The organism is Mycobacterium intracellulare ATCC 13950, assembly GCF_000277125.1.
GTDB lineage: Bacteria > Actinomycetota > Actinomycetes > Mycobacteriales > Mycobacteriaceae > Mycobacterium > Mycobacterium intracellulare.
In genome coordinates this window covers 2,608,250-2,622,037 of record NC_016946.1, presented here as the reverse complement: position 1 = coordinate 2,622,037, position 13,788 = coordinate 2,608,250, and the positions used below count along the sequence as shown (strand labels likewise).

General features: G+C 67.9%; 14 protein-coding genes. 2 read left to right on the top strand and 12 right to left on the bottom strand.

Features of this window, described 5'->3' with window-relative positions; genetic code table 11:
• Positions 1-3 precede the first annotated feature (3 nt).
• Positions 4-1,104, top strand: a complete 1,101-nt coding sequence (locus OCU_RS37100; RefSeq protein WP_014380084.1) for an NAD-dependent epimerase/dehydratase family protein — start codon at positions 4-6, stop codon at positions 1,102-1,104.
• On the opposite strand, the gene OCU_RS37095 is transcribed toward OCU_RS37100, so the two are convergent.
• Both OCU_RS37095 and OCU_RS37090 read right to left on the bottom strand, forming a co-directional pair.
• Entirely contained in the window at positions 1,101-2,078 is a 978-nt protein-coding gene (locus OCU_RS37095; RefSeq protein ID WP_014380083.1) for an NAD-dependent epimerase/dehydratase family protein, read from the bottom strand. The two genes, OCU_RS37100 and OCU_RS37095, sit on opposite strands and share 4 nt — an antisense overlap.
• Complete coding sequence (locus tag OCU_RS37090; RefSeq protein ID WP_014380082.1) at positions 2,078-3,049, bottom strand: aldo/keto reductase; 972 nt, start codon at positions 3,047-3,049, stop codon at positions 2,078-2,080. Before OCU_RS37090 ends, OCU_RS37095 begins: the two co-directional genes overlap by 1 nt.
• A 96-nt stretch (positions 3,050-3,145) precedes the next feature.
• Between OCU_RS37090 and OCU_RS37085 the strand changes: the two genes are divergently transcribed.
• The gene (locus OCU_RS37085) at positions 3,146-4,453 is read left to right on the top strand and encodes an acyltransferase family protein (protein WP_014380081.1); all 1,308 of its coding nucleotides are present in this window, start codon (positions 3,146-3,148) and stop codon (positions 4,451-4,453) included.
• 12 nt (positions 4,454-4,465) lie between these two features.
• Here OCU_RS37085 and OCU_RS37080 read toward each other — a convergent pair whose 3' ends face one another.
• The 10 genes from OCU_RS37080 to OCU_RS37035 form a co-directional block, all read right to left on the bottom strand.
• Positions 4,466-5,380: a formate/nitrite transporter family protein gene (locus OCU_RS37080; RefSeq protein ID WP_014380080.1), complete on the bottom strand. Its 915-nt coding sequence runs from the start codon at positions 5,378-5,380 to the stop codon at positions 4,466-4,468.
• Positions 5,377-5,646 carry a hypothetical protein gene (locus OCU_RS37075; RefSeq protein WP_008256475.1) on the bottom strand — a complete coding sequence of 90 codons (270 nt, stop codon included), beginning with the start codon at positions 5,644-5,646 and terminating at the stop codon, positions 5,377-5,379. Before OCU_RS37075 ends, OCU_RS37080 begins: the two co-directional genes overlap by 4 nt.
• Complete coding sequence (locus OCU_RS37070) at positions 5,643-6,263, bottom strand: RNA polymerase sigma factor (RefSeq protein ID WP_009954520.1); 621 nt, start codon at positions 6,261-6,263, stop codon at positions 5,643-5,645. Before OCU_RS37070 ends, OCU_RS37075 begins: the two co-directional genes overlap by 4 nt.
• A gap of 10 nt (positions 6,264-6,273) precedes the next feature.
• Positions 6,274-7,341 carry an acyl-CoA dehydrogenase family protein gene (locus OCU_RS37065; RefSeq protein WP_014380079.1) on the bottom strand — a complete coding sequence of 356 codons (1,068 nt, stop codon included), beginning with the start codon at positions 7,339-7,341 and terminating at the stop codon, positions 6,274-6,276.
• Positions 7,338-7,823 carry a cyanase gene (gene cynS / locus OCU_RS37060; protein WP_014380078.1) on the bottom strand — a complete coding sequence of 162 codons (486 nt, stop codon included), beginning with the start codon at positions 7,821-7,823 and terminating at the stop codon, positions 7,338-7,340. The genes OCU_RS37065 and cynS overlap by 4 nt, the downstream gene beginning before the upstream one ends.
• 24 nt (positions 7,824-7,847) lie before the next feature.
• On the bottom strand, positions 7,848-8,372 hold the full coding sequence (locus OCU_RS37055) for an OsmC family protein (RefSeq protein WP_014380077.1): 525 nt from the start codon (positions 8,370-8,372) through the stop codon (positions 7,848-7,850).
• A 163-nt stretch (positions 8,373-8,535) separates the two neighbouring features.
• Complete coding sequence (gene efeB, locus OCU_RS37050; protein WP_014380076.1) at positions 8,536-9,852, bottom strand: iron uptake transporter deferrochelatase/peroxidase subunit; 1,317 nt, start codon at positions 9,850-9,852, stop codon at positions 8,536-8,538.
• Positions 9,853-9,854: 2 nt separating this feature from the next.
• A complete protein-coding gene (gene efeO, locus OCU_RS37045) occupies positions 9,855-10,937 on the bottom strand; it encodes an iron uptake system protein EfeO (RefSeq protein ID WP_014380075.1) in 1,083 nt (360 codons plus the stop codon).
• Between the two features lie 164 nt (positions 10,938-11,101).
• The gene (gene efeU / locus OCU_RS37040) at positions 11,102-12,670 is read right to left on the bottom strand and encodes an iron uptake transporter permease EfeU (RefSeq protein ID WP_014380074.1); all 1,569 of its coding nucleotides are present in this window, start codon (positions 12,668-12,670) and stop codon (positions 11,102-11,104) included.
• An 85-nt stretch (positions 12,671-12,755) separates the two neighbouring features.
• The gene (locus OCU_RS37035) at positions 12,756-13,589 is read right to left on the bottom strand and encodes a DUF3097 family protein (protein WP_014380073.1); all 834 of its coding nucleotides are present in this window, start codon (positions 13,587-13,589) and stop codon (positions 12,756-12,758) included.
• Positions 13,590-13,788 lie beyond the last annotated feature (199 nt).

The following is a 13,788-nucleotide window of genomic DNA, read 5'->3' as shown; positions in this document are numbered from 1 at the left end:
GTCGTGGCTGTCGACACCGTTCTGGTCACGGGCGCATTCGGACAAGTCGGTAGGCGCTGCACGCAGCTCCTGCTCGACCGGGGGCACACCGTCGTTGCGATGGATCTGCGCAACGACAACACCGTGACCGTCGAGAAAGAACTGGCCGCCGCGGGCCAATCCGGGACGCTGATCCCCGCCTACACCGATCTATTGGACGCCGACGCGGTGCGTGATCTGGTTGCGGCCCACCGTCCCGGGGCCGTCGTCCACCTGGCCGCCATCGTCTCTCCGCCGTCGTATCGCAACCCCGCATTGGCCCGGCGCGTCAACGTCGGCGGCACCGAGAATCTCTTGGCCGCCTGCGCCACGCTCCCGCGCCCACCGCTGTTCCTCATGGCGTCCAGCGCAGCGGTGTACGGATCGCGAAATCCCTTCCGCCAGCCCGGGCGGATCACCCCGGATACCCCGGTGAATCCCATCGATCAATACGGCCAGGACAAGGTGCTTGCCGAGGCGGCGATCCGTGCCAGTGGCCTGCCCTACGCGCTCTACCGGCTCGCGGGTGTCATCTCGCCGGACACCCAGGCCGGTATCAACGGTGACTACCTCGTCCTGATGCGGTCGATGCCGAGCGATAACCGCATTCACGCGGTGGATGCGCGCGACGTGGCACTGGCGTTCGCCAACGGCGTCGACCGCGAAACGGCCATCTCCGGCAAGGTGTTGCTCATCGGCGGCAACGAGACGTATGTGATGCTGCAGCACCGGCTGCAAGACGACCTCATGACCGCGGCGGGGCTGGGCCCGCTCGGCCCCTCGGCCGGCCTGCCCGGCGACCCGGGCGACGATCGCGGCTGGAGTTTCACCGGCTGGTACGACACCACCGAAGCGCAGGCGCTGCTCGAGTTTCAAGAGCATGACTGGCAGCAGACGGTGGCCTGGCTCGCCGACTCGCAGGGCCCTGTGCGCAACGTGCTGCGGCTGCTTGGCCCGCTATTGCGGCCGATTCTGCGCGCCGTCTTCGTGGTGCAGCGCCGGCTGGAAGGGCGCGGCCCCTACGCCGACCCCTGGGGATTGATCGAAAAGAAGTACGGCACGGCGGCATTGGCCAGCGCCGACTAGCGCGACGCAAACCAGACGGCGGCCTTACGGATCGAGTCCTCGACGGGTTCGGGCGTCCATCCCAGTTCGCGGGTGGCCTTGGAGTGGTCCAGCGGCGACATCAGTTCGGCCATCCGGATTCCCGCGTAGGCGAACGGCAGGTCGCGGCCCAGCAGCCAAGCCGCCGCGTCGTCCACCCGCGCCCCGGCCCGCAGCACCGACATCGGGATGCCGATGCGCGGCGATCGCCTTCCGACGGCGGTGGCGGCGATCTCATGCAGCTCCCGGATGCTCATGTACCTGTCGGACACGATGTAGCGTTCGCCGTCGCGCGCGTGCTCGGCGGCGAGAAGCATTGCCCGGGCGGCGTCTTCGATGCCCACCACTTCGGACGAGTAATCGAAATAGAACGGAAAACGGCCCTTGGCGACCAGGGCGAGCAGCGCACCGTGCGGGGTCGGCGCCCAGTCGCCCGGCCCGTAGGTGGTGGAGATGCACATCGCCACGCCCGGCAGGCCCTTGTCCCGCGCGTACGACAGCAGCAGGTCTTCGCCGGCCACCCGCGCTTCGATGTAGGCGCCGCCCTGATCCCAGTTGTGCGGGTCCTCCTCGGTGACCGGCTTGCCGTCGCTGATCGCCAACGAGCCTGTGGTGCTGGTGTATACGAATCTCTTCAGGTCGGCGCCCAGGGCCGCGTCCAGAACATGGCGCAGGCCCTCGACATTGGTGCGGAACAGCGGCGCCGGATCACGCAGCCACATTCTGGCGTCGACGACGCAGTAGTAGACGACGTCGCAGCCCGCCATCGCGGCGCGCAGCGCGGCGTCGTCGAACACGTCGCCGTAGCAGCGCTCGACGTCGAGATCGTCGATGCCCGCGGTGGAGCTGGTGTGGCGCACCATGACTCGTACGTCTTCACCCGCCGCCACCAGTTGCCGTGTGACATGTGATCCCAGAAACCCGCTCGCGCCGATCACCAGCTTCTTGTCGGCCACTAGCGGTCTATCCATGCCATTTGCGCCTCGGCGTGATGCCCTCCCACGGGTGGGGTGAGGCGGTCGAGCCGCGCCAGTTGGTCCGGGGTCAGCTCTAGCGCGTCGGCCCCGACGTTTTCTTCCAGGCGGGTGACCCGTTTGGTGCCCGGGATGGGCACGATGTCGGGCCCTTTCGCGAGCAGCCACGCCAATGCGACCTGGGCCGCCGTGGCGCCGACGTCAGCGCCGATTTCGCGCACTTCGTCCGCGCATCGCAGGTTGTGCTGGAAGTTCTTGTCGAAGAACCGCGGATTGGTCTTGCGGTAGTCGCTGTCGGGGAGCTCCTCGGTGGAGCGGACCGTACCGGTGAGGAAGCCGCGGCCCAGCGGTGAGTAGGCGACGAAACCGATGCCCAGCTCGCGCAGCAACGGCAAGATCGCCGGTTCTTGGTCGCGCGTCCACAGCGAATACTCCGATTGGACGGCCGTGACGGGATGCACCGCGTGCGCGCGGCGGATGGTGTCGACGCCGACTTCGGAAAGGCCAATGTGCCGGATCTTCCCTTCGGAAACCAGCTCGGCCAGCGCGGACATCGTTTCTTCGATCGGGGTCTGGCGGTCGAGGCGATGCTGGTAGTACAGATCGATGTAATCGGTTTCCAGCCGCCGCAGCGAACCGTCCACGGCCAGGCGGATATTGGCGGGGCTGCTGTCGAGCCCGTCACGGCCGGTATGCGAGATGAGACCGAACTTGGTTGCCACCACCACCTGATCGCGACGGCCCCGCAGGGCACGCGCCAGAAGTTCCTCGTTGACGTAAGGGCCGTAAACCTCAGCGGTGTCGATCAGGGTGACACCCAGGTCGATGGCGCGATGGACGGTGCGGATCGATTCGGCGTCGTCGCTGCCGGCGCCGGCATAGGCGACCGACATTCCCATCGCGCCCAGTCCGAGGCGCCCGACCCGCAGCTCACCGAGTTGAGCCTGTTTCATGGCCCTTCTCCTGTTCTTGACGTGGTTCAGCGAGGCCTCGCTGAGCGCTGGACGGTACCGTGGCGCTGTGTCCCGCGTCGAGCTTCCCCCGATCTGATGGGCGGCGCAAACAGCCCGCGCCCGGCCCGCGATCTGGCGGTCGACTATTACCGCGTATCCGGAGTGGTGCTGATCGTGCTGGGACACTGGCTGGCCGGGTCGGTGACCTACCACGACGGACAGTTCGGCCGGCAGAACCCGCTCGTCGACATGCCCTGGACCCAGTGGCTGACCTGGCCCTTCCAAGCGGTTCCGACGTTCTTTTTGGTTGCGGGTTACGCCGGCGCGGTGTCGTGGACGCATCGGCGCGACACCGGCGGAGTCTCGCGCCAGACCTGGTTACAACACCGGCTGGCCCGGGTGCTCGGGCCGACCGCGGCGTACACCGCGTTGGTGTCGGTGGCGGTGGTTGTGCTGGACGCGTGCGGTGTCGCGGGCTCGGTGCTCGAGTACGCCGGCTGGGCGGTGGCGATGCACCTCTGGTTCCTGGCGGTGTATCTGGTGGTGGTGTCGTTGACGCCGGTTGGGATTGCCGCACACCGCCGTTGGGGCCTTCGGGCGCCCGCGGCGCTCGTGTTGGGGGTCGCGGTCGTCGATGCCGCCAGGCTCAGCACTCACGTGCATTACCTCGACTGGCTGAACTACCTGTTGGGCTGGGGAGCCCTGTATCAGCTCGGAATCGCCTGGCGCGGTGGGCTCTTGACGGGCCGCAGGCCCTGGTTGCTGGCCGGTGCCTCGGCGGCGGGCCTGGCGGGGTTGATCTGGCTGCGGGTCTATCCGGTCAGCATGATCGGCGTTCCCGGCCAGACCATCGACAACACGACACCGCCCACCGTGGCGCTGATGGCCTTCAGTGGCGCGCAAACGGGCATCGTCATGGCGCTCGCGCCCATGCTCAACCGCGCGCTGCGCGCGGCCCGCGTCGAACGGGCTCTGTCCATCGCCAACAACAACATCATGGCCCTCTATCTGTGGCACATGATTCCCGTCGTGATCGTGGCGATCGTCGGGTATCCGGCCGGACTCTTGCCGCAACCCCCGGAAGGAAGCGCCGCCTGGTGGCTGGCCCGGCTGGAATGGGTGGCCATCCTCAGCGTCGTGACGGCAGCCGAGATCGCGCTGTTATGGTGGGCGCGAAGGATTTTCGCCGCTCCCCTGCCACTGCTCGGTGTCCCGCTCAGCGAGCGCCGCGCCGAGCCCGTGATGCTCACCGGCGCCGCGATGACCGCCTACGCCCTGGCCGTGGTCGCCGCCGAGGGCTTCGCCCCAGACGGGCGGTTTCCGTGGGTGATCGCGGTGGTCTTCGCCGCCGGGACGCTCTTTGCGGCGTTGCGCCCCACGGCCCGCCGCACGAACGCTACATGACGACCCCGGCAGTCAGATCTGGCGGTGCTGCAGCCGCGCGATGATCCAGAACGGCAGCGCCACGAAAACCGTACCCCCGATGAGGTTGCCGACGGTGGTGATGCCGATGTTGGTGAGCAAGCCGTGCGCACCGAATCCCCAGCCGATCGCGCCGCGGTGCGCGCTCGGATGGAAGAGGTTGAGCAACAACGGAAGACCGAGGAATCCGACATTGGCGATCACGTGCTGGGTGCCGCCGATCACGAATGCGAACGGGCCATAGAACGCGAACGTCATCCTCGCGACGTCGCTGCGGGCCTTGAAGAACATGCACATCGAGGTCTGCAGGAACCACGTGCAGACGACGGCGAGCAGGAGCGCGGTCCAGAAGGGCTGGCCCGCCTTGAGGGTGCCGACGGTCGCGGCGCGCTCGGCAAAGGCGCCCAGGTAGGGACCGCCGGCCGCGGCGCAAATGGTGACGAATATCAGTGCGCCGGCGATGTTTCCGACGAGTCCGACGGTCACCAGGAGGGCGTAGTTACCGACGCTGAGTGTGCGTTTGAGCACGGCGAGGAAACCGGCGGCCATGTCCGCGGTGATCAGCGACATGCCCGACACCAGGATGAGGACGAAGGACATGCCGAACGCCAGGCCCATCAACAGGCTCGCCACCCCGGGTGTCTTGACGCCGGTACTGACCACCAGGGCCAGCAGTGCCCCGAACGCCACCATCACGCCACCGACCAGGGAGCGCATCAGAAAGGCCCACGGATGCGCGGCTTTTTCCACTGCCATGGCCGCTACCCGATCCACCATCGCTCCCACCGTCAGCGGCTCGAAGGGATCCTCGGGCGCGCGGTCGGTGGTGACGACGCCGGTGGGCAACGCGGTGACCGTGCCCGCCGTTGCCGAGCTCGGCAGCGGCTGCGCTGGAGCGTTGATGGTCATCCGTGTTCGCCTTTCCGTAAGGTGTTGATCGCGTGGAGGACTCCAGAGACGTGGTCCTCGGTGAGGCGCTCGCCGTCGAAGACGTGGCTGAGCAGGATCTTGAGGTCGAGCATCTGTTGCAGGTAGACCAGGCACGGGGGGCATTCGTCGAGGTGCTTGGCCACGATCGGTCCCCATTGCCGCGGGTCGGAGTCGACGAGATCGTCGACCAGGCGGACGAAGTCGACGCAATCGATGGCGGGGACGGTGTTGTCGTGAACGGTCATCGTTGATACCGCTTTTCCAGTTCGTTTCGGAGATTTCCGCGGGCGCGGTACAGCAGTGCCCGCTGCGCCTCGGCGGTCAGATCGAGGAGCTCGGCCGCCTCGTCGGCGGGGGCGCCGACGATGTCGCGCAGGATGACCAGTTGCCGTTGCCGCTCGGGCAAGGCGTCCAGCGCCGCACGGACGTACCCGACGAGTTCGCTTTGGACCGTGTGATCTTCCGGCAGAAAGCGCCGCGACGGCGGCTCGCGCCAGTGTCCGGCATCGGGATGGCCGTCGGGGTGCATGCGGCCCGATAGGGGGTCGGCATCCGCGGTCGCCAGCATCTCGTGATGGCGGATCCGCGATTCCCGGCGCCGGTGGCGCGACGCGGTGTGCTTGACAATCCCGAACAGCCAGGTGCTCACCGACGAGCGCCCCTGGAACGAATCCGGCGATTGCAGCACCTGCACCCACGCCTCCTGCACGGCTTCTTCGGCGACGGCCGGCGAATCCACCATGGTCCGGGCGAAATTCACCATGGGGCGGTGGTAGTCGCGCACCAGGCTGGCCAGCGGAACCCCGCCGACCAGCCGTTGTGATCGGGTGCCCTCCGGCGGCACCGCCACCGGGGTCACCATCGGTCCATGCTCAGGCGCATCGGGCCAACTCCCAGCGCAGCTGGCCCTCGGACGGCGACTGGACGGGGATGAACGCGGCCTCCCGGTAGCGGCGACTCACCGGGGTCCGGCTCGCATATCCCTTCCCACCAGCGGTTCGCATCTCCAAATCAGTGCTAGCGCTCGATAATTCGGCCGCGGTGAGCCTCAGCGACAGCAGCTTCTTCTTGGCCGGCGACCGGGGGCCGCCCACCGCGGCGGCCAAGTGGGCCAACGTCGCCTCGGCGTCGGTGAGCCTTTCGCAGACGCGGTCGACGTCGGTGCCGAACACCGCGTTGACACCGCCGAGCCCCAGCCTGGCCTGCTCGATTGCCGCCCTGGCCAGTCCCAGACACATCGCCGACTGCAGCACAAGGAAAGTCGGGCGGACCGCGGGCAAAAAGCCTTCGAAATCGCGCGACAGCACCTGGCCGTCGGGCACGTGAGCGGCGTCCAGGTTCAGATACGACGAGGCCGTGCTCCCCATAGCCAACAGATCGAAGTGCTCACCCAGGATCACCCCGGGTGTGTCCAACGTCAACGCGACGATCAATCTCTCGCCGGCATCGGTGCGCACCGCCGTCACCATGGTCGAGTCGGCGTAGAGGTTGCTGGCCCACCTGATCGGGCCGGACACCCGGTAGCCGCCGGCTACCGGTGTGGCGGTCAACTCCACGCTGCCACAGCCCGCGGCCTCTTTGAACGCCGCGGCCATGCCGGTGACTCCCAGCACGGTTCCCGAAAGCAGCCGGTCGGCGGCGGCCGCGCCGAACGGTGTTGCGGCCGTGAGCAAATACTCGACCGCCATGCGATGGGCCCACAGCGAAAAGCCTGTGCTCATGCACGTCCCCGAGATCAACCGGATCACCTCGGCCATCGCCGGGAGCCGGCCGTCGGCGTTGGCCGGGGCGCCGATGCCGAGCAGACCCGCCTCCCCCAGCGCGGTGAAGCTGCGACGGGACCGGTGCTCGCCGCCGTCCAATGCCGCGGCGTGGGCCCGAATGTCTTCCAACAGGCCGACATCCAGCCGGCCGGCCGCGGGATCCAGGGTCGCCGTCATTTCGCCACCTCCTGCGCCTGCTCGGCGGAGTGTTGCCACGCGTAATCGAGGAACTTGCCGTCGAATGTGACGACGACTCTGTCGCCCTGGGGGTGCGGACGGCGCTGCACGCTGAGCTGAAAGTTGATCGCGCTCATGATGCCGTCCCCGAATTCTTCATGGATGAGTTCTTTGATCGCCGGACCGTAGACCGCCAGCGCCTCGTGGAACCGGTAGATCGTCGGATCTTTCGCTATGGTCGCATCGGATCCCCGGTGCGGCATCATTTGCAGAACGGCCACCGCCTCCTCGTCGAGGCCGAGGAGCGATGCCACCGCCCGGGCGTCGCCGGCCGAGAGCGGATGCTGCCCGAGCAGCGCGGCGACGGTCCATGCCGGGTCCTTGCCGATGGTTTCGGCGATTTTCGCCCAGCTCAGTCCGTGCTTGACGCGGGCGAGCCTGATCGTCTCGGCAAGGTCGGATTTGGTCAATGTCTTTGCCATGGTTCTGGTTTGAGGTTGCGATGCTTATCCGGCGCGCAGCGTCGATTCGAGGCTCACCGGAGTGCGAAACGTGTTCACGACCGGCGACCACGCGATGGCGTTGTCGTGGATCTCCTTGAGCGTGGCTTCGTCGGCGTCGCCGGCGAGGCTCACCGTGCAACGGACCGCGCTGAACCCGAGGCGCTTTCGTTCGGGGGTGTCCCCCACGCCCCACACCGCGGAGATGTCGATGTCGCCTTCCATCTCGACCTCGATTTTGGTGAGGGTCACGCCACGATGTGTGGCGTTGGCCAACAGCCCCACGGACACGCACGAGCCCAGCGCGGCCAGGGCGGTTTCGGAGGGGTTGGGTGCCGAGTCGTCACCGAGCAGCGCGGGCGGCTCCCCCACCAGCATCGGCGCCAGGTCGCGGACGTAGGTCATGTTGCGAAATCCGGTCTCACACACCGTCTTGGCCTTGAGCGTTTTCTTGCCGGTCTCGGGGTTGGCCTTGGCGTTACACGACAGCCGGTCGAGGCCTTCGGCGTCGATGACGAGCGCGTCGGTCATGGGTGTTCTCCGTTTCTCGCTGATTGTGCGGTTTCACGGAGTTAGTGTTTGGCGGGCACCGATGCGTGACGGCGGGTGGGATTGATTTACCCGCGCGCCACGAAACGTCACATGGGTGAAACGCGGCGGCGCTCAGCGGCCGTCACGGCGCGGCGAAGTTTGCTCAGCGGAACAGGCTTTGCCCGATGTAGTGGCCTTCAGCGGGCGCGGGAGGAACCGCGAAGATAGCTGATCCGATGTGGCGGATGTATTCGTTGAGTAGGTCGTGGGCGCCCAGGCGGTTCTGCAGGCGGATAAAATCTTGCGGATCGTTTTGGTAGGAGATGAACAGCAGACCGGCGTTGAGTTGGCCGTTGGCGTCCAGACCGTCCGTGTAGTTGTAGGACCGCCGGCGGATCATGATGCCGTCGTTGTTTTCGCGGGCGGCCAGGCCGACGTGGGACATCGGATCGATGAGCGGGTTGCCGTCGGCGCCCTTGGCGGTGAAGTCGGGTGTATCGAATTCGGCCTTGCCGCTCAGCGGTGCGCCTTCGTCCTTGGTTCGGCCGAAGATCCTCTGCTGGTTGCCGATCCGGTCGACGTCCCATGTTTCGAGCAGCATTCGGATCTTGCGGACGACCTGGTAGGTCCCGCCGTTCATCCAGGGCTGGTCGCTGTTATCGACCCAGACGAATTTGTGGTATTCGGCGTCGGTGGCGACATTGCGGGTTCCGTCTTTGAATCCCAACAGGTTTCGCGGCGTGTGCTGGCCCGGCCCTGCTGAGGCGCGGCCGAATCCCAGCACCGCCCAGAACGGGGAGACGATGTTGCGTCCGAGCCGGGCCAGGTTGCGCACGGCGTGGTAGCAGACCTGGGGGTCGTCGGCGCACGCCTGCACGGACAGGTCGCCGCCGTGCAGGCGGGGATCGAGGTTGTCCCCGTTGAGCGGTGGCAGGTCGGTGAATCCGGTGGGGCGTCGCGCGGCCAGTCCGAAGCGGTCACCGAACAGTGCCGGGCCCAGGCCGATGGTGACGGTCAGGCTGGCCGGGCTCAGCCCGTGAGCCTCCCCCGTGTCGGCGGGTGGCTGCACATCGACCTGCGGCTGCACGGTACCGACCGGCTTCCCCTGCTGCAGGATTGCGGCCGCGGCCGACCATCGCGCCAAGAGGGTTTGCAGCTCGGCGCGGCCGGCGCCGGCGGCCAGGGAGAACGACATGAACATGGCGTAACGCTGTGGCGGGGTGTCGATTCCGCCCTGGTGCGCCTGCCCGTAGAACGGGTAACTGCGACGCAGGTCGACGGTGTCGTCGTCATCGCCGCGCTGTCCGGCCGCCATCGCGTGCCCGGCGAGGCCTCCCCCGACGGCGCCGAGGGCCGCGCCGCCGAGCCCGGCCAGCATGGCGCCGCCGAGCGCGCGCCGGCGCGACACCGCTGCCGAGTCCGGCTGTGCCCCAATGCCGTCCGGGCCGTCGTCGGCCAAACCGGTGCTGTCGTCGGTCACGATCAGCCGCCCGCGACGACTTTTTGGGCGACGGTGGACAGGCTCTGATGGAGCGGCTGGATGACCGCGGTCAGCTTGGGCGCATCGCTGGCCTTCAGCGCGGGGGTGTAGGTCCGGTAGCCGCCCAGGGCGGTGGGGTCGCGGTACCCGTCGAGCGTGGCGAGCACGTTGCGAAACTGCTGATCGATCTGCTTGACGAGATTGGCGTCGATCCTGTCCAGGCCCGGGCGCAGCGACGCGTACGCCTGCTGGGCGCCTTCGACGTTGCCCGAAAAGTCCATCAGGTCAATGTGACTGAACGCCTCTTCCTCGCCGGTGATCTTGGTGTTCTGGATCTCTTCGATCAGGTCGCTGGCGCCGTTGGCCAAGTCCTCGGGTTTATACGTCAGGGTGGTGATGATGCCGTTCAATTTGCCGACGTTGCCGACCAATTCCGTGCTGAACGCCTTCGTTGCGGGGGTGATCGCACCGCCCTGCCACAGGTCACGCTCGATGGCGTGGAAACCCCTCCACCCGACCCTGGCGTCGACCGGGGTGGACTCGCGCATGTCGATCAGATAGTCGAGGCTGCCGGCATTGTCACCGACCGCATAGCCTGGCAGCACGAAGCCGTCGACGGTGGACTCCGAACGCTCCCAGAACAACCGGGCTTTGGCGTAGGACGTCTTCGCGGCGTCGAGGTCGCCCGACTGCACCGCGGCGTCGAGGACCTTCACGCCGTCGTTGAGTTGGGCGATCTGATTGACGACGTAGGCCGCATAGTCCTTGGTGCCCTGGCTGAGGATGCTGGCCACGGTGCCCGTCGGCGTCGCCGGCGCGGTACCCGTCACCGTCAGGGTCTGGTATTCGGTGCTCGCCCCCGGGCAATAGAGCTGGTAGGCGCCGCCGTCCAGTGTGACGGTGAACGACACCGGGTCCAGGCCCGGCGCAAGGTTCTCCTTCTCGCCGATAATCCGCTGGTCCCTGAGCAACTCGACTTCGTTGATCCCGGGGGCGTTCGCGTTGGCCACCGTGAAGGTCACCGGGCCGGCGGGCACGGTGGCGGTGTCCAGCGCGCAGCCGTCCTTGCCGGCGTCGTTGGTCATGGTGACCTTGACGGCGCCGGTGCCACCCGGCCTCGGTTGCGCCGCGGGGCCCGAGTTAGTGCCCGGGTGGCTGCAGCCGGTCGTAGCCGACAGTATGCCTGCTACCAAAGCCATTGCCGCCAAACGCATCTCAAAGGTGTGGTGCCTCGCGGTACGCTTCACCATCAATCGTTCCCTCTCGTGTGGCCGGCGTGCCGGCGCCGCATCGAGGCTATAGCGCCGAGACCGCAGAGCAGGGCGAAACCGCCGAGCGCCAACGGAAGCCAGACATTCCAGAGCTGCCGGTCCGCGCGATTGCGTCCGCTGGTGGCGATCTCGGCCGCGGTCGAGTGGTCTTCGGCGCAGGACGTGGACCAGTCGGTCGCCAGCCCGCCCAGACTCACGGTCTTGGCGCCGGTCAGCCCGCCGCCGGTCAAGATCGCCGTGCGGTTGCTCGTCGCTTGCGCACTAACCACGACATCACCCCGGGCGAGCACGGTGTACACCGTGGTAGTCGACCATTGACCCTGAAACGGCCCTGGAGTGCGGCCGACCCCGAGACCGACGGGCAGCCGACCCCCCGTCATGCTCAGCAACTGATCCAGCGTGACCTCCGGCGCACCATCGGCACCGGCGGCCTCGGAAGCCTGCCATACCTGTACGGGCACGCCGTCCACGGTTTGGTGGTCCGCCGGGACGAGCACGACGCTGTGGACGGCCGCGGCGCCCGCGGGGGCCACGGTCAGCTCGCGTCCGTGCGGCCCGGTCCCCATCGACACCGCGGCGGTGTGGCCCGAACGGTCGGTGACGGTGCGCGGCCGCGTGTTCGGCGACGACCCACCGGCGGGCGCCATGATCGCCAGCCCCGCCGCCGCGACGAGCAGCAGCGTCGAGGCGGTCGCCAGCAGCCGGCTCCGGGCTCGCGGGGCGGCGGCGACGCCGGCGGGCCACAGGAACACGATGAGCACCGGCACGGTATACAGCAGCCAGCCCAGCACCTCGATCAGGCGCGGGTCGGCGGGGATGCCGAATACGCCGGCGGTCACCGCGCCCAGGACGGAATTGCTCGGTATCCACCCGGACAGGTCGAGCACCTGCTGCTGGCCGATGCTCACCCAGCCCGCCTCGTGTGCGGTGCGCAGGGCGCCCACCACCAGCCCGGCGGCGATCAGCACCAAGAACACCCCGGTCACCCGGAAGAATCGGCCGAGGTTGAGTCGCACGCCACCGAAGTACAGGCCCACGCCGAGCCCGATCGCCGCCGTGATGCCCGCGGCGCCGCCGAGCAGGGCGAACCACCGGTTGCCGTGCGACGTCTCGGCGGCGGCCAGCAGGAACACCGACGTCTCGAAGCCCTCCTTGAGGACGGCGAGAAACGCCATCGCCGCCAGCGCCAGCGCGCCGCCACGATGGACCGCCCGCCCGGCGTCGCGCTCGAGTTCGCCCTTGAGCTGCGCGGCGTTGCCGTTCATCCAAATGATCATCGACGTCACGAACACCACGGCGATGGCGTTGATGACGGTTTCCATCATCTCTTGCTGGACCTGCGGCAGGCTCGCGGCGAACAGGTCGAGGCCGACACCCACCGCGACGCTGAGCACCACGGCCGAGGCCACACCGGCGAACATCGGCCGGATCGTCTGGCCGTTGCGCTTGAGGAAGGCGGCGACGATGCTCACGATGAGCGAAGCCTCGAGGCCTTCGCGGAGGCCGATGAGGAACGTGCCTACAAATACGCCGAATACGCCCTGCATGCGCCCTGTTTCTGTCCCGCCGATCTGCGGCTTAGCGTAGCCGACCCGAAAGGCCCCTGGCGGCCTGGCCGTTCGGGCGCCGAGGTCAGCGGGCCGGATGCGTCACGAAGTCGATGAGTTCCTCGACCCGGCTGATCAGCGCCGGCTCCAGATCGTTCCAGTCGCGTACCCGCGAACGGATATGCCGCCACGCCCGGGCGATGTCGGCCTGATCGGCATGCGGCAGGCGCAGCGCCTGGCACGCACCGTGTTTCCAGTCCACCTGCCGCGGCACGTCCGGCCAGGCGGCCAGCCCCAGCCGCTGCGGCTTGACGGCCTGCCAGATGTCGACGTACGGGTGACCGACGACGAGGGTGTCGGCGCCACCCGGGCCCCGCCGCACCGCGTCGGCGATGCGGGCTTCCTTGGAGCCGGTGACAAGGTGGTCGACGAGCACTCCGAGACGCCGCCCCGGCCCGGGAGCGAATTCGGCGACGATGTCCACTAAATCGTCGACGCCGCCGAGTTGCTCGACGACGACACCTTCGATCTTCAAGTCCTCGCCCCACACCTGCGCGATGAGTTCGGCGTCGTGACGGCCCTCGACATAGATTCGGCTGGCGCGGGCGACCCGTGCCCGGGCACCGGGCACGGCGACCGAACCCGACGCCGTCCTGGTCGCGGTGGCGGGCGCCGCCCGTCGCGGCGCGGTGAGGATGACGGGCCGGCCTTCGAGCAAATACCCAGGGCCCAAAGGAAAGCCGCGCACATGACCTCGCCGGTCTTCCAGATCCACCCGACCGTATTCGACGCGCACCACCGCGCCCACATAGCCGGATTCGACGTCCTCGACGACCAGGCCCAGGTCGGCCGGGTGTTCGGTCGAGCGCGGCTTGCGTCGCCCCGCGGCCAGCACATCGGTCCCATAACGATCCACCACGCGGCAATCCTAGAAAGCCTTGCGGCCAAACAGTGTTACGGCGCGCCAGGGGGTGTGGCGATAGTCGGCAAGATCACTCTCGGCGCACCAGCGCGGGCGCCCCGCAAACCTGCGTTTAACTGTGTGGCGTTACCTGGCTGATCGCGTCGGCGATGGTACGTTGCTAGCTATGGCAAGCACTGCCGCTCATGCGCAACTT